General features: G+C 72.5%; 27 protein-coding genes. 19 read left to right on the top strand and 8 right to left on the bottom strand.

Annotated elements, in window-relative coordinates; all coding sequences use genetic code 11:
• Window positions 1-95: 95 nt before the first annotated feature.
• On the bottom strand, window positions 96-1,076 hold the full coding sequence (locus LCH29_RS06835) for a helix-turn-helix transcriptional regulator (protein ID WP_446460791.1): 981 nt from the start codon (window positions 1,074-1,076) through the stop codon (window positions 96-98).
• A 103-nt stretch (window positions 1,077-1,179) separates the two neighbouring features.
• Between LCH29_RS06835 and LCH29_RS06840 the strand changes: the two genes are divergently transcribed.
• Window positions 1,180-1,563 (top strand): nuclear transport factor 2 family protein, encoded by a 384-nt coding sequence (locus LCH29_RS06840; RefSeq protein ID WP_446460792.1) that lies wholly within the window; start codon window positions 1,180-1,182, stop codon window positions 1,561-1,563.
• 10 nt (window positions 1,564-1,573) lie between these two features.
• Here LCH29_RS06840 and LCH29_RS06845 read toward each other — a convergent pair whose 3' ends face one another.
• Window positions 1,574-2,359, bottom strand: coding sequence for an SDR family NAD(P)-dependent oxidoreductase (locus tag LCH29_RS06845; protein ID WP_446460793.1), 786 nt, complete (start codon window positions 2,357-2,359; stop codon window positions 1,574-1,576).
• 86 nt (window positions 2,360-2,445) lie between these two features.
• On the opposite strand from LCH29_RS06845, the gene LCH29_RS06850 reads away from it, so the two are divergent.
• Together LCH29_RS06850 and LCH29_RS06855 are read left to right on the top strand one after the other, a co-directional pair.
• Window positions 2,446-3,297: a helix-turn-helix transcriptional regulator gene (locus LCH29_RS06850; protein ID WP_446460794.1), complete on the top strand. Its 852-nt coding sequence runs from the start codon at window positions 2,446-2,448 to the stop codon at window positions 3,295-3,297.
• A gap of 51 nt (window positions 3,298-3,348) precedes the next feature.
• Window positions 3,349-4,605, top strand: coding sequence for an APC family permease (locus LCH29_RS06855; RefSeq protein ID WP_446460795.1), 1,257 nt, complete (start codon window positions 3,349-3,351; stop codon window positions 4,603-4,605).
• Window positions 4,606-4,656: 51 nt separating this feature from the next.
• On the opposite strand, the gene LCH29_RS06860 is transcribed toward LCH29_RS06855, so the two are convergent.
• The 5 genes from LCH29_RS06860 to LCH29_RS06880 form a co-directional block, all read right to left on the bottom strand.
• Complete coding sequence (locus tag LCH29_RS06860; protein ID WP_446460796.1) at window positions 4,657-5,130, bottom strand: carboxymuconolactone decarboxylase family protein; 474 nt, start codon at window positions 5,128-5,130, stop codon at window positions 4,657-4,659.
• Between the two features lie 94 nt (window positions 5,131-5,224).
• Window positions 5,225-6,085 (bottom strand): SCO6745 family protein, encoded by an 861-nt coding sequence (locus tag LCH29_RS06865; protein ID WP_446460797.1) that lies wholly within the window; start codon window positions 6,083-6,085, stop codon window positions 5,225-5,227.
• Window positions 6,086-6,134: 49 nt separating this feature from the next.
• Window positions 6,135-6,992, bottom strand: coding sequence for a maleylpyruvate isomerase family mycothiol-dependent enzyme (locus tag LCH29_RS06870; protein ID WP_446460798.1), 858 nt, complete (start codon window positions 6,990-6,992; stop codon window positions 6,135-6,137).
• Between the two features lie 42 nt (window positions 6,993-7,034).
• Window positions 7,035-7,211, bottom strand: coding sequence for a DUF6126 family protein (locus LCH29_RS06875; RefSeq protein WP_154685920.1), 177 nt, complete (start codon window positions 7,209-7,211; stop codon window positions 7,035-7,037).
• Window positions 7,208-7,864: a helix-turn-helix domain-containing protein gene (locus tag LCH29_RS06880; RefSeq protein ID WP_446460799.1), complete on the bottom strand. Its 657-nt coding sequence runs from the start codon at window positions 7,862-7,864 to the stop codon at window positions 7,208-7,210. Before LCH29_RS06880 ends, LCH29_RS06875 begins: the two co-directional genes overlap by 4 nt.
• Window positions 7,865-8,032: 168 nt before the next feature.
• On the opposite strand from LCH29_RS06880, the gene LCH29_RS06885 reads away from it, so the two are divergent.
• The 6 genes from LCH29_RS06885 (at window position 8,033) to LCH29_RS06910 (ending at window position 13,549) form a co-directional block, all read left to right on the top strand.
• On the top strand, window positions 8,033-8,458 hold the full coding sequence (locus LCH29_RS06885; RefSeq protein WP_446460800.1) for a ribonuclease: 426 nt from the start codon (window positions 8,033-8,035) through the stop codon (window positions 8,456-8,458).
• 204 nt (window positions 8,459-8,662) lie between these two features.
• Window positions 8,663-9,628, top strand: a complete 966-nt coding sequence (locus LCH29_RS06890) for a sugar kinase (protein ID WP_446460801.1) — start codon at window positions 8,663-8,665, stop codon at window positions 9,626-9,628.
• A 172-nt stretch (window positions 9,629-9,800) separates the two neighbouring features.
• On the top strand, window positions 9,801-10,454 hold the full coding sequence (locus LCH29_RS06895) for a bifunctional 4-hydroxy-2-oxoglutarate aldolase/2-dehydro-3-deoxy-phosphogluconate aldolase (RefSeq protein WP_446460802.1): 654 nt from the start codon (window positions 9,801-9,803) through the stop codon (window positions 10,452-10,454).
• A 120-nt stretch (window positions 10,455-10,574) separates the two neighbouring features.
• Entirely contained in the window at window positions 10,575-11,423 is an 849-nt protein-coding gene (locus LCH29_RS06900; RefSeq protein ID WP_446460803.1) for a transporter substrate-binding domain-containing protein, read from the top strand.
• Window positions 11,424-11,515: 92 nt separating this feature from the next.
• Entirely contained in the window at window positions 11,516-12,043 is a 528-nt protein-coding gene (locus LCH29_RS06905; RefSeq protein WP_446460804.1) for a hypothetical protein, read from the top strand.
• Between the two features lie 222 nt (window positions 12,044-12,265).
• On the top strand, window positions 12,266-13,549 hold the full coding sequence (locus LCH29_RS06910; protein ID WP_446460805.1) for a cytochrome P450: 1,284 nt from the start codon (window positions 12,266-12,268) through the stop codon (window positions 13,547-13,549).
• Window positions 13,550-13,761: 212 nt separating this feature from the next.
• Here the strand turns inward: LCH29_RS06910 and LCH29_RS06915 are convergent, their stop codons facing one another.
• Window positions 13,762-14,928 (bottom strand): MFS transporter, encoded by a 1,167-nt coding sequence (locus LCH29_RS06915; protein ID WP_446460806.1) that lies wholly within the window; start codon window positions 14,926-14,928, stop codon window positions 13,762-13,764.
• 60 nt (window positions 14,929-14,988) lie between these two features.
• Between LCH29_RS06915 and LCH29_RS06920 the strand changes: the two genes are divergently transcribed.
• The 10 genes from LCH29_RS06920 (at window position 14,989) to LCH29_RS06965 (ending at window position 24,348) form a co-directional block, all read left to right on the top strand.
• Window positions 14,989-15,375 (top strand): MerR family transcriptional regulator, encoded by a 387-nt coding sequence (locus tag LCH29_RS06920; protein WP_446460807.1) that lies wholly within the window; start codon window positions 14,989-14,991, stop codon window positions 15,373-15,375.
• A 389-nt stretch (window positions 15,376-15,764) separates the two neighbouring features.
• Window positions 15,765-16,484: a GntR family transcriptional regulator gene (locus LCH29_RS06925; RefSeq protein WP_446461269.1), complete on the top strand. Its 720-nt coding sequence runs from the start codon at window positions 15,765-15,767 to the stop codon at window positions 16,482-16,484.
• Between the two features lie 157 nt (window positions 16,485-16,641).
• On the top strand, window positions 16,642-17,625 hold the full coding sequence (locus LCH29_RS06930) for a sugar ABC transporter substrate-binding protein (protein WP_446461270.1): 984 nt from the start codon (window positions 16,642-16,644) through the stop codon (window positions 17,623-17,625).
• On the top strand, window positions 17,622-18,692 hold the full coding sequence (locus LCH29_RS06935; protein WP_446460808.1) for an ABC transporter permease: 1,071 nt from the start codon (window positions 17,622-17,624) through the stop codon (window positions 18,690-18,692). Before LCH29_RS06930 ends, LCH29_RS06935 begins: the two co-directional genes overlap by 4 nt.
• Window positions 18,689-19,489, top strand: a complete 801-nt coding sequence (locus LCH29_RS06940; protein ID WP_446460809.1) for an ATP-binding cassette domain-containing protein — start codon at window positions 18,689-18,691, stop codon at window positions 19,487-19,489. Before LCH29_RS06935 ends, LCH29_RS06940 begins: the two co-directional genes overlap by 4 nt.
• Before the next feature lie 204 nt (window positions 19,490-19,693).
• On the top strand, window positions 19,694-20,848 hold the full coding sequence (locus tag LCH29_RS06945) for an ROK family glucokinase (protein ID WP_123107751.1): 1,155 nt from the start codon (window positions 19,694-19,696) through the stop codon (window positions 20,846-20,848).
• The gene (locus LCH29_RS06950; protein WP_446460810.1) at window positions 20,845-21,489 is read left to right on the top strand and encodes a hypothetical protein; all 645 of its coding nucleotides are present in this window, start codon (window positions 20,845-20,847) and stop codon (window positions 21,487-21,489) included. The genes LCH29_RS06945 and LCH29_RS06950 overlap by 4 nt, the downstream gene beginning before the upstream one ends.
• A 33-nt stretch (window positions 21,490-21,522) precedes the next feature.
• Entirely contained in the window at window positions 21,523-22,860 is a 1,338-nt protein-coding gene (pcaDC, locus tag LCH29_RS06955; protein WP_446460811.1) for a bifunctional 3-oxoadipate enol-lactonase/4-carboxymuconolactone decarboxylase PcaDC, read from the top strand.
• A 30-nt stretch (window positions 22,861-22,890) separates the two neighbouring features.
• Window positions 22,891-23,535: an MBL fold metallo-hydrolase gene (locus tag LCH29_RS06960; RefSeq protein WP_446460812.1), complete on the top strand. Its 645-nt coding sequence runs from the start codon at window positions 22,891-22,893 to the stop codon at window positions 23,533-23,535.
• Between the two features lie 33 nt (window positions 23,536-23,568).
• Entirely contained in the window at window positions 23,569-24,348 is a 780-nt protein-coding gene (locus tag LCH29_RS06965; protein WP_446460813.1) for an exodeoxyribonuclease III, read from the top strand.
• The last annotated feature ends 20 nt before the right edge of the window (window positions 24,349-24,368 follow it).

Here is a 24,368-nt window from a genome sequence, read left to right on the forward strand (position 1 = left end):
AGCAACACCTGGCACCTCACCCCGGCCACCGCATAGCGAAAAGGGCCGCCCGGCCCGCAGCCGGACAGCCCCTCGACAAGATTTTCAGCAGCCTTCTAGGTCTCGTCCGCATAGCGGGCGGCCGCCTCGGCCGCCCTGCGGGCCAGGGCGCGGCGCAGCTCGACGGGTGCGAGGACTTCGGCGTCGGCGCCGAAGGCGAGGAGCGCCTGGGCCGCGCCCAGGGAGCGGAAACGCAGCTCGACGGTCACCCGGTGGTCTTCGGGGAGCGCGTCGGCGGGGAGGTGCGGCTCGGCCAGGTCCGCCTGGTGGACGCGGAGGAACCGGCCCAGGATCTCCCGCCGGACGCCGACGGTGACCGGCACCGGGGCGGGGATGTCGTCGATGCGGCGGCGCAGCACGTCCCACACGTCGCCCAGCTCCAGCCCGTCCCGCCGCTGGACGGGCTGGTCGAGGACACCGGCGGACAGCGCCCGGTCGGCCCGGAAGAGCCGTGGTTCGCCGCGGTGATCGGCGACGAGGTACCAGACGCCCGCCTTGTGGACCAGCCCGTACGGGTCCACCGTGTACGAGCGCACCCGGCCGTCCTCGCCGTGCTGGTAGCGCAGCCGCAGGCGCCGGTCGGTGAAGACGGCCCGCTGGAGCACTCCGAGGCCGTCGGCGGCCGGTCGCGACGGCCCGCCGCGCCAACGGACCGGGTCGATCAGGATGCGGCGGCTGGCCAGGTCCGCGTCCGGCCGGTACGGGGCGGGCAGCGCGGCCATGACCTTGCGCAGCGCGGAGCCGATCGCCCGCCCCAGACCCAGATCGGCGTAGGCGCGGTCGGAGAGCAGCACGAACAGGGCGCGGGCCTCGTCGGAGGTCAGCCCCGTCACGTCCGTACGGAAGCCGGGCAGCAGGGCGATGCCGCCGTGCGGGCCGCGCACGGTGTAGACGGGTACACCCGCCGCGGACAGCGCCTCCACGTCACGCATGACCGTGCGGACCGACACTTCCAGGCGCTCGGCCAGCGTGGCGGCGGGAAGCTGCCCGTGGGTCTGGAGCAGCAGCATGATCGAGAGCAACCGGTCGGATCTCATGGCTCCAAAAGTCCCTGCGGTATAAGACACAACGTGTCATATACCGGCCCGAGTATCCAGTGACAGATCCCCGGTGCGGGGATCACCACGAAGGGATACCGCCATGGCTGAGACCAACGCTTCCGCCGCTTCCGCCCGCACGATCGCCGAGACCTTCGGCCGCGCGTGGATGAGCGGGGACACCGAGAAGGCACTGGGTCTCGTCGCCGACGACGTCGTCTGCGACGCGCCCTCCGGCCGGATCGAGGGCCTCCCCGGGTACCGCAAGTTCCTGGAGGGCTTCCTGCCGATGCTCACCAGCGCGACCATCACCAAGGTCCTCGGTGACGAGACCAGCGCGGCGATCGTCTACACCACCGACACCACGTTCGTATCGGACCTGCGGGCCGCGGACTACCTGACGATCGAGAACGGCAGGATCACATACGTGCAGACCGTCTTCGACCGCCTCCCGATCACCGAGGCCCGGCGCGCCCAGCAGGGCTGACCCCCTCGCGTTATGCCCGCGCGCCGCCGCCGGCCCTGAGGACCGTGCCCGTCACATAGGAGGCGCGGTCGCTGAGGAGCCAGGCGGCGGCCTCGGCGATCTCCTCGGGGTCGGCCATGCGGCGCAGCGGGGTGTGCGCCGTGATCCGCTCCAGCAGACCGGGCTCGTGCGTCTCCCACGTACGGATCATCTCGGTCACCGTGCCGCCGGGGGCGATGGCGTTGACCCGGATGCCCTCGGGGCCGTACGTGACGGCGGCCGACTCGGTGAGGCTGTTCACCGCCCGCTTCATCGCCCCGTAGGCGGGCAGTTCGGGGTTGCTCCCCAGGCTGCCGATGCTGGAGTTGTTGACGATGGCGCCCGTCCCGGCGGTGGCCCGGATGGCGGCGATCTCTGCGGCCATGGCCAGCCACGGGCCCTTGAGGTTCACGGCGTAGAGGTGGTCGAAGTCGGCCTCCGGCACCTGGTCCACGGGGCCGGGCGGAGTGATCGTCGCGCCGTTGTTGAAGGCGACGTCGAGGCGGCCGTACCGCTCCACGGCGCGGTCCACGGCGGCGCGTACGCTCGCCGCGTCGGCCAGATCGCACACCACGTGGTCGGCGGTGCCACCCGCGGCCCGGATCTCCTCGGCCACCGCCTTCAGCTGGTCCTCCGTCCGGGCCGCGAGCAGCACCCGGGCGCCCTCCCGGGCGAAGAGCCGCGCCGCGGCGGCGCCGATGCCGCGCCCGGCGCCGGTGATGAAGGCGACCTTGTCGGCCAGCAGGCCGGGTGTTTCGGTGTTCGGTGTGTTGTCCATGGCAGCGAGCCTGCGTCCGGCAGCGGCGCCCATCCAGGCACCGGCGGTACCTGGATACGCCCCGCGGCCCCGCCCACACTGGGGGCGTGGACAAACGAGAACTGGCCGACTTCCTGCGCAGCAGGCGCGAGCGGATCACCCCCGCCGACGTGGGGCTCCCCGCCGGGCCCCGGCGGCGCACCCCGGGGCTGCGCCGCGAGGAGGCGGCGCAGCTCGCGTTCATCTCGACCGAGTACTACACGCGGCTGGAGCAGGCCCGCGGCCCGCGCCCGTCGCGCGAGGTGCTGACCGGGCTGGCCCGGGCCCTGCGCCTGTCGGACGCCGAACGCGCCCACCTCCACCACCTCGCGGGCGCCCCGCCGGCCCCGCCGCCCGGGCCCTCGCGCGAGGTGCGGCAGAGCATCCTCGACCTGCTGGACCGGCTCCCGCAGGCCGCCGCGATCGTCACCTCCGCGATCTACGAGGTGATCGCCTGGAACGACCTCGCGTGCGCCCTCATGGAGGACTTCTCCGCCCTGCCCCGGCGCGACCGCAACCTGGCGCGCCGCGCCTTCCTCGGCCCGCACCCGCAGGGGCGGCGGCTGTACGGAGTCTCCGACGCGGACGCGTTCGCCCGCACCACGGCCCGGACCCTGCGCGCCACCGCCGCCCGCTACCCCGACGATCCCGAGGTGGCCGAACTGATCGCCGAACTCCTCGACGGGAGCGAGGAGTTCGCCCGGCTGTGGGCCTCCCACGACGTGTGCGCCGCGCCGACCCTGTGCAAGACCTTCCACCACCCGATGGTCGGCCCCGTCACCGTCAACTGCGACGCCCTCGACATCACCGACCGGGACCAGCGCGTGGTGTTCTACACCGCGCCCCCCGGCTCCTCGTCCGAGGAGGCGCTGCGGCTGCTGTCGGTCGTCGGCACCCAGCGCATGGACGTGCCCCGCTGACACCCTCCTAGGGTGGGACCCCGATGTCCGGCCGTGCCGAGGAGCGAGTTGATGGGAACGGGAGCCGCCACCGGGGAGCTGAAACGGCACCTCGGAGTGTTCGACGCGGTGGTGATCGGGCTCGGGGCGATGATCGGCGCGGGGATCTTCGCCGCGCTCGGCCCGGCCGCCGCCGCTGCCGGGTCCGGGCTGCTGCCGGGGCTCGCGCTGGCTGCCGTCGTCGCGTACTGCAACGCCACCTCCTCCGCCCGGCTGGCCGCCCGCTATCCGCAGTCCGGCGGCACCTATGTCTACGGCCGCGAGCGGCTGGGGGAGTTCTGGGGCTATCTGGCCGGGTGGGGCTTCGTCGTCGGCAAGACCGCCTCCTGCGCGGCGATGGCCCTCACCGTGGGCTCCTACGTATGGCCCGGGCAGGCGCACGCGATCGCCGTCGCGGCCGTCGTGGCGCTGACCGCGGTGAACTACGCGGGCGTCCAGAAGGCCGCCTGGCTGACCCGGCTGATCGTCGCCCTGGTGCTGGCCGTGCTCGCCGCCGTGGTCATCGCCTGCCTGACCGGCGGCACCGCCGAGCCCGCCCGCCTCGACCTCGGTGCCGACGCCACGCCCGGCGGCACGCTTCAGGCCGCCGGGCTGCTGTTCTTCGCCTTCGCCGGGTACGCGCGCATCGCGACCCTCGGCGAGGAGGTGCGCGACCCGGAGCGCACCATCCCGCGCGCGATCCCGCTCGCCCTCGGCATCACGCTGGTCACGTACGCGGCCGTCGCCCTCGCGGTCCTCGCCGTCCTCGGCCCGGACCGCCTCGCCCACGCCACCGCCCCGCTCGCCGAGGCGGTCCGCGCCGCGGGCGCCCCCGGGCTCGCGCCCGTCGTCCGCACCGGCGCGGCGGTCGCCGCGCTCGGCTCCCTCCTCGCCCTCATCCTCGGCGTCTCGCGGACCACCCTCGCGATGGCCCGCGACCGCCATCTGCCGCCCGCCCTCGCCGCCGTCCACCCCCGCTTCCACGTCCCGCACCGCGCCGAACTCGCCGTCGGCGCGGTCGTCGCCGTCCTCGCCGCGACCACGGACGTCCGCGGGGCGATCGGCTTCTCCTCGTTCGGCGTGCTCGTCTACTACGCCGTCGCCAACGCCTCGGCCCGGACCCTCACCCCCGCGGAGGGCCGCCCGGCCCGCGCCGTCCCGATCGTGGGCCTGCTCGGCTGCGCGGCCCTGGCGTTCGCACTCCCGCTCACATCCGTCGCGGCGGGAGCCGCGGTGATCGCGGCGGGCGCGGCGGCATACGGCGCCCGGCGGCGCCTGCGGCGCGGCTGAGCGTGCAGCACCCCCGGGCCCCGCGAGAGGGGCCCGGGGGTGCGCCGCCGACTATCCGAACTGGCCGACCCGGTACTCACCGGCGGGCTGCTGGACGATGACGTTCAGGCGGTTGTAGGCGTTGATCAGGGCGATGAGGGACACCAGGGAGGCGAGCTGGTCCTCGTCGTAGTGCTTGGCGGCGTTCGCCCACGTCTCGTCCGTGACGCCACCGGCCGCGTCGGCGATGCGGGTGCCCTGCTCCGTCAGCTCCAGCGCGGCCCGCTCGGCGTCGGTGAAGACGGTGGCCTCGCGCCAGGCCGCGACCAGGTTGAGGCGCACCGAGGTCTCCCCGGCGTGCGCGGCCTCTTTGGTGTGCATGTCGGTGCAGAAGCCGCAGCCGTTGATCTGGCTGGCGCGGAGCTTGACCAGCTCCTGCGTGGTGGTCGGGAGTGTGGAGTCCGAGACCACCTTGCCCGCCGTGTTGATGTGCTTCAGGAACGTGGCCGCGGCCCGGTTGCCGAAGAGGTTCAAGCGAGCGTCCATGATGAGCTCCCCATGTCGTTTCCTGTGGTGACACCTCTCTGACCGGACAGCCCGGCGAAGTGTGACATGAGGGGATGTGAGCTGCGTCACCGGGTCACCGGCTGGTCGGCTCCGGCAGGCCGATCGGGTTCGGGAAGCGGAGCGCGGCGGCGCAGGCGCGGGAGACGGGGGCGAGGACGGTGGTGAGGTCCTGGACCGCGTCCGGGGCGAGGGCGCGCCAGGGGCGTTCCGCGGCGCGGTCGGTGGCGGACTCGACGGCGCGCAGCAGCTCGCGCCCGTTGCGGCTCGCGGTGCCGTCGGGGAGGAGCAGGCCGCGTTCGGTGAGGTGGAGGCGGGCCGCCTCCCACTCCTGGTCGGTCCAGCCGCGGTAGGGCTGGAGTTCGGCACGGGGGATGTCGGTGCCCGCGCGGAGGGCGAGGGCCTGGCAGCCGTCGAGCCCGGCGGCGACGAGGGCGGCGACATGGCCGTCGCCGCGGTGCTCGCGCAGCAGGGTGGCGGCGTGCCACAGGCGGTCCAGCGGCTGGTCGGGGAAGTCCAGCGAGGCGTGGGCGGCGGCCAGGACGCGCCCGGCGGTGTCGAGCCCGGCGGCCCGCGGGACCAGGGCCTCCGCCGCTCGTTCCGCCTCGGGTTCGTGGCCGGTGAGCAGGCGTCGCAGGGCGGCCACGGCGCCCGCGCGCCGTATCTCCAGGGCGCGTTCGGGGGCGGTCAGCTGCCAGACGTCGGGCAGGGCGCGGGCGACCATGGCGGGCGCGAACGAGAAGAACGCGGCGGCGACGGGCTCCGGCCCGACCGGGCCCAGCGGCGCGGCACGGCACGCGAAGTAACCGCGCCAGAAGCCGCGCAGGCCCGCGTCCTCGTACGCCGCCAGGGCCTCCGGGGCGAAGTAGGTGACGGCGTGGATCGGTTCGAACAGGGTCCACATCGTGCGGGCGGTCGACGCCGCGCGGTCCTCCATCGGTGGGCTCCCCTTCCGGGTGGTTACGGCGCTGCCTGGCTCCGTCGGCTCAGGCCGGTTCGTCGGGCTCCCGGACGATCGCCAGGAGGGTCAGCGCGGCACCGGCCAGCCGCTCGTCCCCGTGGATCGTCGCCCGGGCGCGGGCCGCCTCCGGGGTGATGCCGCGGGTGGCCAGGCGCCACAGCGCGTCCGCGTCGATGCCGACCTCGGCGGCGGGCGGTGCGTCGGTCGTGCCCAGGCGCCAGTGGTGCTCCGTACGTACGGCCGTCCACTGCCCGCCCGCCGGGCCGGGCACCCGGACCCGCAACGAGGCGCCGTCCGGGGCCGGATGGTCGCGGAGGGTGTGGGGGAGGGCGCGCAGGAACGTGTCGAGCACCGGGTGCAGCAGCTCCGGCCCGATGGCGCCCGGCCGGCCCACCGCGTCGCGCAGCTGCTGCTGGTGGACCCAGAACTCGGTGTATTCGCGGGCGGTGTCCAGCCAGTTCGGGGCCTGGACGCCGGGCGCGGCCCAGGACACGTCGAAACCGGCGGGCGCGTCCGGGTCGCAGCGCGCCCAGTACGCGTCCAGCTGCGGCCCCAGCGTGGCCAGCAGGTCGGTCAGCAGCCGGGGGCTGAGCTGCCGGGTGGTGCCGCGGACGAACTCCTCGTTGGTGCGGGTGATGTACGCGGGCAGCGTCTCGCCGGGGCCGAAGGGCGGCCCGGGGTGGCCGTCGCGGCCGCCGGACAGCCGGCGGACCTGGTCGTGGAGGAGGTGCCCGGCCACATCGTGGACGTCCCACCCGGGGCATGCGGTCGGGCGCCGCCAGTCGTCGGGACCGAGCCCGGCCAGCAGGTCCAACAGGGCGCCGCGCTCGACGGGGAAGAGGGGGCGTACGTCCAGCGGGGGGCCGAGGTGTGACCAGTCCATGCCCGGGGATTGTGCCATTCCCGCGCCACGCGGGAGCCCGGATTACTTGGAGGCGCCCAGGTAGAACAGCAGATAGAGGAAACCGGCGAAGACGTGCACGCCGACGACGTAGATGAAGACCCGGACGGAGACCGGGATCGGCGCCCGGTCCTGCTCCCGCGTCACCCTCGGGGCGGCAGGGTCCGGGTGGGGGTTCGGGGTCGGGGTCGCGTCGTTCATGGCGTTCCGGGCCTTCCTCCGCGGCGGGCGGCGTCGCCGAGGCACAGCTCTGCGGCCCCGCTCTGCAACAGGGTGTGGACGAAGAGCAGATCCGTACCGCCGGGGGAGGCGGCGGCGATGCGGTGCGGAGTGAGCGAGTCGAAGTGGGCCGCGTCGCCGGGGGCCAGTACGTGGACGGCGTCCCCGAGGGTCAGCCGCAGCCGTCCGCCGATGACGTACAGCCACTCCTCGCCCGCGTGGACGCGCACCAGTGCGTCCTGGGCGCCCGAGCCCTCCGGCACGTGCAGCCGCAGCGCCTGCATCGCCCTGCCGGAGCCACCGGCCCGCCGGTACGTCCAGCCGCCCGCCTCCTGCGCCTCCATCCGGTCGGCGCGCACGATGGGGTCCTGGCTCGGCGGCACCTCGCCGAGGAGGTCGGATACCGTGGTTCCGTAAGTACGGGCCAGGGCCAGCAGCATGGGCAGCGACGGCTGGCGGCGGCCCGTCTCCAGCCGGGACAGATGCGCGGGGGAGAGCCCGACGCGGTGGGCCGCCGCCTCCAGGGTCAGCCCGCTGCCGCGCCGCAGCTCGCGCAGGCGGGGAGCGACGACGGGCAGCTCGGCGGAGGGTTCCGCGGGCGGCTCGGCGGGGTCCCCCTCGGGGAACGGGTTCATGTCTCCGGTATAGCGAGCTCTTCGCCTCCCAGGCAAAAAGCTTGCCCAAGAGGCAAAATCACGGTTGGGTCACGCCCCCTCGTGCTTCGCCCGCATCATGTGAACTCACCGAAAACTTCCGCCACTTGGCATTGACATGTCACTGTCTACGCGCGTCATGCTAGAGCCATGAAAATCCCCCCACGGATGATCCGCATCGGCGCCCTCGGCGCCCTCGCCGCGTCGCTCCTCATCGGCGGCACGGCCGTCACGGCCACCGCGACCCCGGCCGCACCCGCGGCCGCCGTATCGGTACGGGCCGTCGCGGACGTCGGCGACATCTGCTACTCGAAGCTGCCGTCCCAGGCCCATGACACCCTCGACCTGATCGAGAAGGGGGGCCCGTACCCGTTCCCGCAGGACGGCACGGTCTTCCAGAACCGCGAGGGCATCCTTCCGGCCCAGTCCTCCGGCTACTACCACGAGTACACCGTCGTCACCCCCGGCTCCGACGACCGCGGCGCCCGTCGCATCGTCACCGGGGACAAGAAGGACGAGGACTACTACACCGCGGACCACTACGAGTCGTTCGACCTGGTGGACCACGGCTGCTGAGCCCCGTCCCCCGCCGCACGGCGCGCACGCAAGAGCCGCCACCCCCCACGCGCAACGGCCGCCGCCCGCCCGGGCAGCGGCCGTTGCGCTGCCCGGGTGCGAATGATCTCGGTCTCTTTACGAACGATCTCGTCACCCCGCCCCGCCGTTTGTCGGTGGTTGCCGATACCGTTCCCGTAGAACTGGACGTGCGGGGAGGCAGCGGTGGCGAACGGTCCGGAAGTGGTCACGTGCGGCGAGGCGATGCTGCTGCTGCTCGCGGAGCCGGGAGTCCCGCTCGACCGCGCCGTGCACTTCCGCCGCTCCGTGGCGGGCGCCGAGTCCAATGTGGCGGCCGGGCTGTCCCGGCTCGGCCACGCGGTGCGCTGGCTCGGCCGGGTCGGCGCGGACCCGGCGGGCGAGGCCGTGCTGCGCGAGCTGCGCGCCGACGGGGTGGACGTCTCGCAGGCCGTCGTGGACGAGCAGGCGCCCACCGGGCTGCTGCTGCGCGACAGCCATCCGCACCGCTCGATCGACGTGCAGTACTACCGCATGGGATCGGCCGCGTCCCGTCTCACCCCCGACGAGATCGGCCCCGACGCGCTGGACGGCGCCCGGATGCTGCACATCTCCGGGATCACGCCGATGCTCTCGCCGACCGCAGCGGCCGCCAGCCGCCGGCTGGTGGAGCTGGCCCGGGAGGCCGGGGCGAAGGTGTCCTTCGACCCCAACGTCCGGCGCAAGCTGGGCGGTGCCGCCCAGTGGGCGCAGACGGCGGGGCCGTTGCTGCGCGAGGCGGACCTCGTCCTCGCGGGAGAGGACGAGCTGGAGCTGCTCACCGCCCAGCCCGCCGACGAGGCCGCGCAGGAGCTGCTCGACGGCGGCACCCAGGAGGTCGTGATCAAGCGGGCCGACCACTCCGCCACCGTCATCACCGCGGACGGCCGCTGGCAGCAATCGCCGCACTCGGTGCCGCTGGTCGACCCGATCGGCGCGGGTGACGGCTTCGCGGCGGGGTATCTGTCGGCCAGGCTGCGCGGGCTCTCCGAGCCCCGGGCGCTGGCCGAGGCCGCGTGCGTCGCCTCGCTCGTCGTCCAGGCCCCCTCCGATACGGACGGGCTGCCCTCCGCGGTCGCGCGGGACCGGGCGCTCGCCGAGCGCGTCACCGGCGGCGACGGGGTCCACCGCTAGCCCTCCGCCGAGGGCGGCGCCCGTCGTACGGTACGGAAGAAGCACGATCATCAAGCGCACCACAGCACCGCACATCGTCAACCGCATACCGCTCAGCGCCGCATATCCCGGAGGCACAGGGGTGCGGCACGATCAGGCAGCAGACCCTAGGAGAGGAAAGGCGGCGACTGCCGTGTACCGCTGGGAGACCACCCGGGCCGCGTTCGCGCAGCGTGTCCTCGCCATCGTCCGCAGCGACAGCTACGACCACGCCACGGCGACGGCGGACACCCTGCTCTCCGCGGGCATCACCAGCCTGGAGATCTCGCTGACCACCCCCTTCGCGCTGGAGGCGGTCACCACCCTGATCCGGGAGGTCGGCGACGACGCGGTGATCGGCGCGGGCACGGTGCTCGACGGCGCCTCCGCGCGGATGGCCGTCGACGCGGGCGCCCGCTTCCTCGTCTCCCCGAGCCTGGACCCCGACGTCATCCGCACCGGCCACCGCTACGGCCTGCCGGTCTTCCCCGGCGTCTCCACGCCCACCGAGGCGGTGCGCGCGATGGAGCTGGGCGCGGACGCGCTGAAGCTGTTCCCCGCCGCGGCGTACGGGCCGCGCTGGGTCAAGGACGTACGGGCCGCCCTGCCGCAGGCCGCCTTCGTGCCGACCGGCGGGGTGACCGTGGCCGACGCGCCGGACTGGATCGCCGCCGGGGCGGTCGCCTGCGGGATGGCCTCGGCGCTCTCCGAGGGCGACCGCGACACGGTGGCCAAGCGCGCCTCCGAGCTGCTGGCCCGCCTCGCGGAGGTCAGCCCGCCGCTCGACCCGGGCCCGGAGCGGTACTGACGGGCCGTATTCCAGCAGGGATTCCAGCAGGGATTCCAGCAGGTGGTCGACGGGTTCTCCCGGACGGCGTCTTCTGCCACGCTGAGCGCGCCGTGATCACGCCGCTGCCGAGGAGTCCCCATGAGACGCGCCGTCACGCTCGCCACCGTCGCCGCCGTGCTCGCCGCCACCGTCGCGAGCTCGGCCCTGGCCGACGGCACGGCGGCCAAGCGCACCGCCGACTCCGCGGCCAACTCGACGCCGGGGCAGGGCACTTTGCTGGACCGGGTGCCCCGGCGCGGGGTGCTGCGCGTCTGCACCACGGGCGACTACCGGCCGTTCAGCCACCGCGACGCCAGGACCGGCGCCTACACCGGCATCGACATCTCGATGGCGGGCAACCTGGCCAAGAGCCTCGACGCCAAGCCGGAATTCACCGCCACGACCTGGGCGAAGCTGGTCGACGACCTCGCCGCCGGGCGCTGCGACATCGGCATGGGCGGGGTGTCGGTGACCCTGGCCCGGGCGCGTAAGGCGGCCTTCAGCGAGCCGTATCTCACCGACGGCAAGACGCCGATCGTGCGCTGCGAGGACGAGAAGAAGTACCAGACGCTGGACGACATCGACCGGCCGGGCGTGCGCGTGGTGGTCAACCCGGGCGGCACCAACGAGGAGTTCGCCCGCGCCCACATCAAGCGCGCCACCCTCACCGTCCACCCCGACAACACCACGATCTTCGACGAGATCATCGACGGCCGGGCCGATGTGATGATGACGGACGCCAGCGAGACGCGTTACCAGTCGAAGATCCACCCCGAACTGTGCGCGGTCCACCCGGACAAGCCGTTCTCGTTCTCGGAGAAGGCGTACGCGCTGCCCCGCGCCGATGCGCAGTTCAAGGAGTACGTCGACCAGTGGGTGCACCTGGCGACGCACGATGGGACGTACCGGAAGTACGCGGACGAGTGGCTGAAGCGCCCAGTTGAGTGAAAACGTGGGCCCGTCCGACCGAAAAGAGGATTTTCCGGGTAAGCCTTTTTCGCCAGGTTACGAACCGCTTTCTCCATAGAGGAGCGAATCGAATGAGGCAGAAGCGAAAGCTTGCCATAGCCATGGCCGTCGCGGCGCTCGCGACGGCCGTCGGGACCAGCGCGGCGGCGACCGAGCCGCAGCCCGAGCAGGACAGCACGACGCAGTCCGCCCACACCGGGCGTGACGCGCAGCACGAAGGGCAGCACGAAGGGCGCGACGGGCGCTCCGGGCACGAGAAGTCGAATGCCTGTACCGACGTCGACTCCGCGGGTAATGAAGGTGTCATCACGGCCGGAGTGGGCGCGAAGTACATCTCGACGGTGTGCAACGGCCAGGTCTACGTCCTGTCGGTCGACGAGTCGACGAATCCGGGCACCCCTGTCGGCGGGTGGGTGGCCGTGGGCGGCCCCCGCGACGTTCTCGAAGCCACGCTGGCATCCAACACCGACGATGTCCAAGGCGGCCCCCTGTTCGTCACCGTGCTGACCCGGTCGCAGGAGGTGTGGGAGGGCCGTTGCCCCAACACCCGGCCCGTCGGGACGTGCGTCTTCACCCAGCTGCCCGATCCGCCTCACTGAACCGGGAGGCATGCGCGAGCCCTTCCGGAGGCCTCGCGGAGGCGTAGTCCGGTGCCCGTGGCACCGTGACCCTCCTCGTCGTCAAGAACCCCGGCGCGCTCGCCGCGTGCCGGGGTTCGACGATCCCAGGAGGGGGCGAACCCCATAACCCCGTCACATACCCGACGGCGCGATCTATTCTGGCCTGGCTCACCGTCAACCCGGCCACAAGGATCCCGATCGATGACAGCGCAGCCCCGACCGTCCGAGAACGCCGCGGCCACCCCCGCCACAACGCCGCCCGGCTGCCCCGCCCACCGGGGCGCGCGGCCGCTGAGCGGGCCCGGCTTCCAGACCAACCCCTTCGGGGTGTACGGGGAGATGCGGGGCGAGCACGGACCGGTGGCCCCGGTGCTGCTCGACGGTGACATACCCGGCTGGCTGGTGCTCGGCTACCGCGAACTGCACCAGGTGACCAGCGACGCCGAGCTGTTCACCCGGGACGCGAACCAGTGGAACCAGTGGGACAACGTGCCCGAGAACTGGCCGCTCGCCCCCATGATCAGCCGCGACCAGACGTCCGTGGTGTACGCGACCGGCGAGGACCACCAGCGGCGCGCCGAGGCCATCGGGGAGGCCCTGGAGGCCGTCGATCCGTACGAACTGCGCAGCCAGGCCGAGTTGATCGCCGACCGGCTGGTGGACGAGTTCTGCTACGAGGGCGAGGCCGAACTGATCGCCGACTACGCCCGGCTGCTGCCGGAACTGGTCCTCGCCCGCATCTACGGCATCCCCGACGCCGAGGGCCCGGCCCTCGTACAGGCGATGAACGACGCGATCGACGGCAAGGAGAACGCCCTCGAGGCGTACCGGCACGTCTACCTGGTGATGCGTCAACTCGCCTCGGCCAAGCGGGCCACCCCCGCGCCCGACGTGGCCTCCCGGCTGGTCGCCGCGTACCGGGGCTATTCCGACGAACTGCTCGTCCAGGACTTCATCGTCATCATGACGGCGGGTCACCAGCCCACGGCCGACTGGATCGGCAACACCCTGCGGCTGCTCCTCACCGACGAGCGCTTCGCGCTCTCCCTCTCCGGCGGCCGCCACAGCGTCGGCCAGGCCATGAACGAAGTCCTGTGGGAGGACACCCCCGTCGCCAACCTCGCCGCCCGCTGGGCCACCCGCGACACCACCCTGGCGGGCCAGCACATCCGCAAGGGCGACCTGCTGATCCTCGGCTTCCACGGCGCCAACACCGACCCCCTGGTCCGCCCGGACTCCGATGCCTTCACCGAGGGCAACAGCGCGTTCCTCTCCTTCGGCCACGGCGAACACCGCTGCCCCCACCCGGCCCAGGAGATCGCCGAGACGATTGCCAAGACCGCCGTGGAAGTCCTCCTGGACCGCCTGCCCGACGTACGCCTCGCCGTCCCGAGCGACACCCTCCTCTGGCGCCCCTCAGCCTGGGTCCGCGGCCTCTCCGCCCTCCCCGTCACCTTCACCCCGGCCCCCAAGGGCGCCCGGTAGGCCCCGGGGCGGCGCCCGTTCTACGACGTCGGGACCTCGCGCACCGCGCACGGGGGTCTTTCCGCCCGCCTTCGGAGCGCTGAAGGTCCCCCTGGGCCCACCCGCACGCGCGGGGACCATCGTTCCACGACGCCGCGCCGACCGGCCGAGACCCCCGTGCCTTCCCGCACGTGGACGTGATCACGACGCTGCGCCGCGCCCTCAACCAGCCCTCACATCGCCTGCCGCGCCGCCGGGAAGCCGTGCACCCGCGCCGCGGCCACTACAACGAGCACCGGGCCCAGCAGCGCCAGCACGCTCCAGGGGAAGGACGTGGGGCCGAGGAGGTCGAGGAGGAGGCCGCCCGCGAGGCCGCCGCCGGCCATGGCCGCGTTCCAGAGGGTGACGAGCATGGCCTGTGCCGCGTCCGCCGCCTCGCCTCCCGCGTCGGCCACGGCCGTCTGGAGCAGGGTGGGGGCGCCGCCCCAGCCGAGGCCCCACAGGGTGACCGCCGCGTAGACGAGCGGCGGGCTGGCGGCCACCGCCGCCAGGGCGGTGGCGGCCACGGCGAAGAGTACGGTCGCGGCGAGGGTGAGGGCGCGCAGGCGGCGGTCGATGTGGACGCCGACGATCCAGATGGACGCCAGGGACGCGGCGCCGAACACCAGCAGCACCAGGTCGGTCGAGCCGTCCATGCCCACCTCGCCGAGGAAGGTGGCGATGTACGTGTACAGGATGGTGTGGGCCAGGACGAAGACCAGCGTGACGAAGAGGACCGGGGCCACCCCCGGGACGGTGAGGGTCCGCCGGACCGACGTCCGGCCCTCCGGCCGCTGCCCCGGGTAGTCCGGCACCAGTGCCACGATCCAGGCGATGAGGGCGACGGCGAGCGCGGTCATCACCGAGAACGTCACCCGCCAGCCGAGCGCCTGGCCGAGGAACGTCCCCGCGGGCACGCCCAGCGACAGGGCGACCGGGATCCCCGTCATCACGATCGCGATCGCCTTGCCCTGCAACGGCACCGGCGCCATCCGCCGCGCGTATCCGGCCAGCAGCGCCCACGCCAGCCCGGCCGCCACCCCGGCGACGAACCGGGCCACCATGGTGAGGGTGTAGTCCGACGAGGCCGCCGTCACCGTGTTGCCCACGGCGAAGCCCGCCATCGCCGTCAGCAGCAGCCGCTTGCGCCGCCACCCCGCCGTGGCGGCGGACAGCGGGATCGCCGTGAGCGCGGTCCCGAGCGCGTAGATCGTCACCGACTGCCCCATGGCGGACTCGCCCACCCCCAGATCCCCGCTCATCGCGGGCAGCACCCCGGCGGGCAGCGTCTCGGTCAGGCTGGTCAGGAATACGGCGGTGGCCAGCGCGAGCAGCGCCGGCAGAGGAAGTTTCTGCGTCATGTGCTTATGCTCAAACCATCACACTGATGTGAAGGTCAACCGGAGACCAGAGAGGCCCCCATGCGCATCGGAGAGCTGTCGGAGCGCACCGGCACGTCCCGCCGACTCCTGCGGTACTACGAGGAGCAGGGCCTGATCCTCCCCATGCGCTGTGCCAACGGCTACCGCGCCTACGACGAACGCAACGTCGACCGCGTCCTCCAGATCCGCGGCCTCCTCGACGCGGGCCTTCCCACCCGCATCATCAAGCAGATCCTGCCCTGCCTCGACAAGCCCCGCGTCATCCACTTCTCCGACGCCACCCCGGAGATGCTCGCCACCCTGGAACACGAACGCGACCGCATGACCGAGCGCATCGCCTTCCTGGTCCGCAACCGCGACGCGATCGCCGAATACCTCGCCGTGGTCCGCGACAACCGCGCCAACAACTCCCCGGAAGGGCCGTGATGGGGTTCTGGATGACGCTGACCCGGCAGACCCTCACACCGCTTCGGTCCAGGTGAGCCGCTTGGCGCGGTGGACCGAGACCGTGAGGGACCACCAGGGCCGCGGTCCCCCCCCGCCGAGGGTCATGACCGTCGCGGGGGAGGCGTGGTCCACGACGACGCCACCGGCGCCTGTACGCGGCGGCCGCCCGAGACGGAGGTGGCCCCGGGCCATCGCTCGCTGTGCTGGTTACGGACGGACACGAACGACACCGTTGTCGGTTCCTCTGCGTAGTTTGTCCGGACAACCGAACTTCACGACTTCCCGTCATCTGTTCATCCGGCTACGCTCGCCCCGTGGCAAAGCAGGAAGAAGACTCCTCCGGCGGGGCGGATGCGCTCCAGTTCAGCGTGGACCGCAGCAGCCCGGTCCCGCTCTACTTCCAGCTGTCCCAACAGCTCGAGTCGGCGATCGAAAAAGGGCGGCTGGCACCCGGGAGTCTGCTCGGCAACGAGATCGAGCTGGCCGGGCGGCTCGGGCTGTCCCGCCCCACGGTCCGCCAGGCGATCCAGTCCCTGGTCGACAAGGGACTGCTGGTGCGGCGCCGCGGCGTCGGCACCCAGGTGGTGCACAGTCAGGTCAAGCGGCCCCTGGAGCTGAGCAGCCTCTACGACGACTTGGAGGCCGCGGGCCAGCGCCCCGCGACCCGGGTGTTGCTGAACACCACCGAGCCCGCCACCGCCGAGGTGGCCGCGGCGCTCGGCATCGCCGAGGGCACCGAGGTGGTGGTGATCGAGCGGCTGCGGCTGGCGCACGGCGAGCCCATGGCACACCTGTCCAACCGGCTCCCGGCCGGGCTGCTCAAGCTGGACAGCGCGGAACTGGAGGACACCGGCCTCTACCGGCTGATGCGCGCCGCGGGGATCACCCTGCACAGCGCCCGCCAGGCGGTCGGCGCCCGCTCGGCCACCGCCGACGAGGGGAAGCAGCTCGGCGAGCCCGAGGGCGCACCGCTGCTGACCATGGAGCGGACGACGTTCGACGACACGGGCCGCGCCGTCGAGTTCGGCTCGCACACCTATCGCGCCTCGCGCTACGCGTTCGAGTTCCAGCTGCTCGTACGCCCCTGATCCCCTGGCACCGCCAGCCCCCCACCGCCCCGGTCGCGCCGCGTAACGGATACTTGGCGGCGGCCGGGGCCGATCATGTCGCTCCGGCCACCGACATGAAACGGGACAAGAGGGACGAGGCTTCTTCGTGGCCAGAGTTGGGACAGGGGCACGCGCGCTGACCGCCGCCGTGCTGGCGACACTGCTGGGCGCGGCCCTGGCGGGATGCAGCAGCACCGGCGGGCTGCGGGCCGAGAAGCGGGCCGCACAGGCGGCCTCGGGGCACGCGGCGGTCAACACCCCGCGGATGACGTTCGCCATGGTCACCCACTCCGGCGACGGCGACACCTTCTGGGACATCGTCCAGAACGGCGCGAAGCAGGCCGCCGCCAAGGACAACGTCAAATTCCTCTACGCCCACAACGAGGAGGGCAAGGAACAGGCCCAGCTGGTCCAGTCGTACATCGACCAGAAGGTCGACGGCCTGATCGTCACCCTCGCCAAGCCCGACGCCATGAAGTCCGTCGTGCGGCGCGCCGAGAAGGCCGGGATACCGGTGATCACGGTCAACTCCGGGTCGGCGGAGTCCAAGAAGTTCGGCGCGCTCACCCACGTCGGCCAGGACGAGACCATCGCGGGCGAGGCCGTCGGCGAGGAGCTGAACAAGCGCGGCCGGAAGAAGGCCCTGTGCGTCCTGCACGAGCAGGGCAACGTGGGCCACGAGCAGCGCTGCGACGGCGCGGCCGACACCTTCGACGGCAAGCTGGAGAAGATCTACGTCGAGGGCACCAACATGCCCGACGTGCAGTCCTCCATCGAGGCCAAGCTCCAGTCCGACCAGGACATCGACACCGTCCTCACGCTGGGCGCGCCGTTCGCCGACACCGCTTCCCAGGCCGCCGAGCAGGCGGGCAGCGAGGCGGAGATCGACACCTTCGACCTCAACGCGAAGGTCGCGGCCGGGCTGGAGGACGGCACGCTGGGCTTCGCCGTCGACCAGCAGCCGTACCTCCAGGGATACGAGGCGGTCGACCTGCTCTGGCTCCAGCGCTACAACGCGGACGTGCTCGGCGGCGGCAAGCCGGTCCTCACCGGCCCGCAGATCGTCACCAAGGACGACGCCAAGAAGCTGGCGGCGTTCACGAAGCGGGGCACCCGATGAGCGCCGCGGACACCACCGACACGCCGGACGCTACGGATACGGAGAAGGCCGACGCGCGCCCGGTGGCGCGGACCCCGCTGCTGCGCCGCCTGGCGGGCCGCCCGGAGCTGGGCGCGGTCGTCGGCGCCGCCGCCGTCTTCGTCTTCTTCTCGATCGCCGCCGACGCCTTCCTCCAGTGGTCGAGCTTCAGCACCGTGCTGTACGCCTCCTCGACCATCGGGATCATGGCGGTGCCGGTCGCGCTGCTGATGATCGGTGGTGAGTTCGACCTGTCGACCGGCGTCCTGGTCACCTCGTCCGCGCTGATCTCGTCGATGTTCTCGTACCAGATGACGGCGAACGTCTGGGTCGGCGCCGGGGTCTCCCTGCTGGTCACCCTCGCCATCGGCTTCTTCAACGGCTATCTGCTGGTGCGCACCAACCTGCCGAGCTTCATCATCACGCTCGGCACGTTCCTGATCCTCCAGGGCTGCAACCTCGGCTTCACCAAGCTGATCAGCGAGACCGTCTCCACCAAGACCATCGCCGACATGGAGGGCTTCCCCTCCGCCCGGCAGGTCTTCGCCTCCCACCTGACCATCGGGGACGTGGAGCTCCAGATCACCGTGGTGTGGTGGTTCGCCCTGATCGCGCTCGCCACCTGGATCCTGCTGCGCACCCGCGCCGGGAACTGGATCTTCGCGGTGGGCGGCGCCAAGGAGGCGGCCCGCGCGGTCGGCGTGCCCGTGAACGGCACCAAGATCGGGCTGTACATGGGGGTCGCCCTGGCGGCCTGGATCTCCGGGCAGCACCTGCTGTTCAAGTACGACACCGTCCAGTCCGGCGAGGGCGTCGGCAACGAACTGCTGTACATCATCGCGGCCGTCATCGGCGGCTGCCTGCTGACCGGCGGCTACGGTTCGGCGGTCGGCGCCGCCGTCGGCGCGTTCATCTTCGGCATGACCAACAAGGGCATCGTGTACGCGCAGTGGGGCGCGGACTGGTTCAAGTTCTTCCTCGGGGCGATGCTGCTGCTCGCCACGCTGCTCAACTGGTGGGTCCGCAAGCGGGCGGAGGCAAGCGCATGACCACATCCGGGACCATGACCACATCCGGGACCCCGTTGATCGCGCTGCGCGACATCGGCAAGCGCTACGGCAACGTCACGGCCCTGGAGGGCGTCACGCTCGACGTCCACGCCGGGCAGATCACCTGCGTCCTCGGTGACAACGGCGCGGGCAAGTCCACCCTCATCAAGATCGTCGCGGGGCTGCACCAGCACGACGGGGGCGCCTTCGCGATCGAGGGGGAGGAGACCCGGCTCGGCTCGCCGCGTGAGGCCCTGGACCGCGGCATCGCCACGGTCTACCAGGACCTCGCCGTCGTCCCGCTGATGCCGGTGTGGCGGAACTTCTTCCTCGGCTCCGAGATCCGCAAGGGCCGCGGCCCCTTCGCCCGCCTCGACGTGTCCGCCATGCGCGAGACCACCCACCGCGAGCTGCTGCGCATGGGCATCGACCTGCGCGACGTCGACCAGCCCATCGGCACCCTCTCCGGCGGGCAGCGCCAGTGCGTGGCGATCGCCCGCGCCGTCCACTTCGGCGCCAAGGTCCTCGTCCTGGACGAGCCGACGGCGGCGCTGGGCGTCAAGCAGTCCGGGGTGGTGCTGAAGTACGTCGCCGCCGCGCGCGACGCCGGGCTCGGAGTGGTCCTCATCACGCACAACCCCCACCACGCCTACCTGGTCGGCGACCGGTTCGTCCTCCTCAAGAGGGGCACGATGGCGGGTAGCCACGCCAAGGACGAGATCGCCCTGGACGACCTGACGCGGCAGATGGCGGGCGGCAGTGAGCTGGAACAACTCACCCACGAGCTGGCGCGCTGAGGCGGCCGGGACCGGTCGGGTGTCCGGCGGCTCACCATGCACCGTGAGGCGCGGTTGAGGCACAATCGCACGGCGGGCCCCACCCGCGTCATGACCACCGCACGCCGAGGCCCCGGCCTCCCGAGACACCCGCAGGGACGACGAACTCTTGCGAGCACGCACCCGCAGCGACCGCATCCCCCGCACCGGTGAAGGGGCCGGCCGATGAGCATCTACCGCGAAAGAGTGCACCGGGGCTCGGCCCGGGCCACCGTGCTGCGGACCGTCGGCACGCGTGAGCGCCGCTCGCACCTGAGCGCGCCCCGGGTCCCCACGGTCGGCATCGACATCGGCGGAACGAAGGTGATGGCCGGGGTCGTCGACGCCGACGGCAACATCCTGGAGAAGGTGCGCACCGAGACGCCCGACAAGTCCAAGAGCCCGAAGGTGGTCGAGGACACGATCACCGAACTCGTCCTGGACCTGTCCGACCGGCACGATGTGCACGCGGTCGGCATCGGGGCGGCGGGCTGGGTGGACGCGGACCGCAACCGGGTCCTGTTCGCACCGCATCTGTCCTGGCGCAACGAGCCGCTGCGCGACCGGCTCGCCGAGCGTCTCGCCGTCCCCGTCATGGTCGACAACGACGCGAACGCGGCCGCGTGGGCCGAGTGGCGGTTCGGCGCCGGGCGCGGCGAGGACCATCTCGTCATGATCACGCTCGGCACCGGCATCGGCGGCGCGATCCTGGAGGACGGCCAGGTCAAGCGCGGCAAGTACGGGGTCGCGGGGGAGTTCGGCCATATGCAGGTCGTGCCCGCCGGACACCGCTGCCCGTGCGGCAACCGGGGCTGCTGGGAGCAGTACAGCTCCGGCAACGCGCTGGTCCGGGAGGCCCGTGAGCTGGCGGCCGCCGAGTCGCCGGTGGCGTACGGGATCAACGACCGGGTCGGCGGCAACATCCAGGAGATCACCGGCCCGTTGATCACCGAGCTGGCCCGGGACGGCGATGCCATGTGCATCGAGCTCCTCCAGGACATCGGCCAGTGGCTCGGGGTCGGCATCGCCAACCTCGCCGCCGCCCTCGATCCCTCCTGCTTCGTGATCGGCGGTGGCGTCAGCGCCGCCGACGATCTGCTGATCGTCCCGGCCCGGGAGGCCTTCCGGCGCACCCTCACCGGGCGCGGCTACCGGCCGGAGGCCCGTATCGTCAAGGCCCAGCTGGGGCCCGAGGCGGGAATGGTCGGCGCCGCCGACCTCGCCCGGCTCGTCGCCCGCCGCTTCCGCCGCGCCACCCGCCGCCGGGTCGAGCGCTACGAACGCGCCGGATCCTCCCCGCTGCGGCTGGCGCCGCGGGGCCAGGCAGGAGGCCGCGAGTGACCACCGCAGAGCAGCATCCCGGAGCGCCCGTTTCCGGTACCAACGGAAGCCCCGCACCCGACCGGCCGGGCGGGTCCGGCGTGCCGGGTGCGCCCGGTTCGTCCGGCGGGTCCGGTGGCGACGGCGGTCGTCCGCCGCGCCGCTGGCTCAAGGCCGTGATCGTCTTCCTGCTGATCGTGATCCCGGCGGGCTATCTGGCGATCTCCGCCATGCAGAGCCGCGACGGCGGCTCGGAGAAGGTCCAGGCGGCCAAGGCCAAGGGTCTGTCCGCGGGCTATCCGTCCCGGGTGCAGCGGCGCATCTACGACATTCCGGTTCCGCCGAACTCGCTCAAGGTCGCCTCCTACGAGACCAACTCGTGGAAGGTCAGCTCGCTGTACGTGCAGTTCGTCACCTCCCGCGACGGGCTGGACCGCTTCCTGGCCAAGCTCGGCACCGGTCCCTCCGCGCTGAAGAAGGACGCGGTGACCATCACGGACGACCAGGCGAAGAAGGTCGGCTGGCAGGTCGGAGCCGCCGGACACGACTGGTCGGGCATGGTCATCAAACAGAAGGAACCGCAGCCCAAGCTGAGGATCACGGTCAGAAACGACAACCCGGCCCATCCGAAGGTCTACGTGGTCTCCACCATCAGGCCGTAGGGTCCCCCGCGACGTTCGGGATACCGTTTCCGGGTGAGCGAGACCAAGACACTTCAGTACCGGACCGACGGCCCCGAGGACGGGCCCGTACTCGTCCTCGGCCCGTCGCTGGGCACCACCTGGCATATGTGGGACCGCCAGATACCCGAGCTGTCCCGCCACTGGCGCGTCCTCCGCTTCGACCTGCCGGGCCACGGCGGCGCACCCGCCCACCCCGCCCCCTCCGTCGCGGAACTCGCCGCCCGGCTGCTGGCCACCCTCGACATGCTGGGCATCGACCGCTTCGGCTACGCGGGTTGCTCGATCGGCGGGGCCATCGGCGCCGAACTCGCGCTACGACATCCCCTGAGAGTGGGCTCACTCGCCCTCGTCTCCGCCTCCCCGCGCTTCGGCACCGCCGACTCCTTCCGGCAGCGCGGCGTCGTGGTCCGCACCAACGGCCTCGACCCGATCGCCCGCGCCACCCCCGAGCGCTGGTTCACCCCCACCTTCGCCGCCGCCCAGCCCGCCATCGTCGACTGGGCCGTCCAGATGGTCCGCACCACCGACCCCGGCTGCTACATCGCCGCGTGCGAGGCGCTGGCCGCCTTCGACATCCGCCCCGAGCTGGGCCGGATCGGCATCCCCACGCTCGTCCTCGCCGGGGCCGAGGACCAGGTCACCCCGGCCGCCGACGCCCGCGTCCTGGTCGCGGGCATACCCGACGCCCGGCTCGCGCTCGTCCCCGGCACCTCGCACCTGGCGCCCGTCGAGCAGCCCGCCGCCGTCACCGACCTGCTGGTACGCCACTTCTCCAGCTCGTGGCAGTCCTCGGACCACCCGACCGGGATGACCGCGGTCTCCGCCCCGTCCGCCAAGCCCGTGCTGACGCCGGTGCCGCCGCCGGTCACCGCCCCGGCCCCGCCGCGTACCGCCCCCGCCTCCGCGCCCAGCGGCCCGCCCGTCGAGATCGGCTACACCCAGCCGCCCGAGCCCGTGCCGGACGGCCGCGCCGACACCTACGACCAGGGCATGAAGGTCCGGCGCGAGGTGCTGGGCGACGCCCATGTGGACCGCGCGGAGTCGCAGGTCGACGAGTTCACCGGCGACTTCCAGGACTTCATCACCCGCTACGTGTGGGGCGAGGTGTGGAACCGGCCCGGCATCGACCGCCGCACCCGCAGCGTGATCACCCTCACCGCCATGGCCGCCCGCGGCCACCTCGACGAACTCGCCTTCCACACCCGGGCCGCGCTGCGCAACGGGCTGACGCCGACCGAGATCAAGGAAGTGCTGCTGCACACCGGCGTCTACTGCGGGGTGCCCGCCGCGAACTCCGCCTTCGCGGTCGCCCAGCGGGTCATCCGCGAGGAGACCAGTCCCGAAGAGTGAAGTGGGCGGTGGGGGCGGACAATGATCCCCATGAAGCTCACCAAGAAGGGCCACGCCTGCGTACGGCTGGAAAAGGACGGGCAGCGGCTCGTCATCGACCCCGGAGCCTTCACGGAACAGGACGCGGCGGTCGGCGCGGACGCGATCCTCGTCACCCACGAGCACCCCGACCACTTCAGCGAGGAGCAGCTGCGGGCGGCGCTCGACGCCAACCCCGCCGCCCGGATCTGGACCCTCGCCAGCGTCGCCGGACAGATCTCCGCGGCGTTCCCCGGGCGAGTGCACACGGTCGGCGAGGGCGACACGTTCACCGCGGCCGGGTTCGAGGTCGAGGTGCACGGCCAGATGCACGCCGTCATCCACCCCGACATCCCCCGGATCACCAACGTCGGCTACGTCGTCGACGGCGCGGTCTTCCACCCGGGCGACGCGCTCACCGTGCCGGACCGCCCCGTGGAGACGCTGCTGCTGCCGCTGCACGCCCCCTGGAACAAGTTCTCCGAGATCCTCGACTATGTGCGTGAGGCCGCGCCGCGGCGCGCGATCGACATCCACGACGCGCTGCTGTCCGACCTGGCGCCGATGGTGTACGGGCGGATGCTGGGCCCGGACGGGCCGGGCACGGGTGGTGCGGAGCACATCCGCCTGACCCCGGGCGAGGGCCTGACGCTCTGAGTCCTGTCAGACCCGGGATGTAGGTTGTCCCCCATGCGCATTGCGACCTGGAACGTCAATTCGATCACTGCCCGGCTGCCCCGGCTGCTCGCCTGGCTGGAGAGCAGCGGCACGGACGTGCTGTGCGTCCAGGAGACCAAGTGCGCCGAGGCCGCGTTCCCCTTCGAGCCGCTGCGGGAGCTGGGCTACGAGGCCGCGGTCAACGCCACCGGCCGGTGGAACGGGGTGGCAGTCCTCTCCCGGGTCGGCCTCGACGACGTGGTCTCCGGCCTCCCCGGCGGCCCCGACTACGACGGCGGCCAGGAGCCCCGCGCCATAGCCGCCACGTGCGGTCCGGTGCGGGTCTGGTCGGTCTACGTGCCCAATGGGCGCGAGATCGGGCACCCGCACTACGACTACAAGCTGCGCTGGCTGGACACCCTGCGGGAGGCCGTGGGCGAGGACGCGAAGGGCCCGCGGCCCTTCGCCGTCCTCGGCGACTTCAACGTGGCTCCCACCGATGACGACGTCTGGGACCGCACCCGCTTCGACGGCCTCACCCACGTCACCGACAAGGAGCGCGAGGCCCTGGCCGCCCTGCGGGGTGCCGGTCTGTCGGACGTCGTCCCCCGCCCCCTGAAGTACGACCACCCCTTCACGTACTGGGACTACCGGGAGCTGTGCTTCCCGAAGAACCGCGGTATGCGGATCGACTTGGTGTACGGCAACGAGCCGTTTGCCGGGGCGGTCGGGGACGCGTACGTGGACCGCGAGGAGCGCAAGGGCAAGGGCGCCTCGGATCACGCCCCGGTGGTGGTGGACGTCCAGGTCTGACCTGCCGCCCGGCCCGGGGC

Source organism: Streptomyces sp. BRA346 (assembly GCF_052851135.1).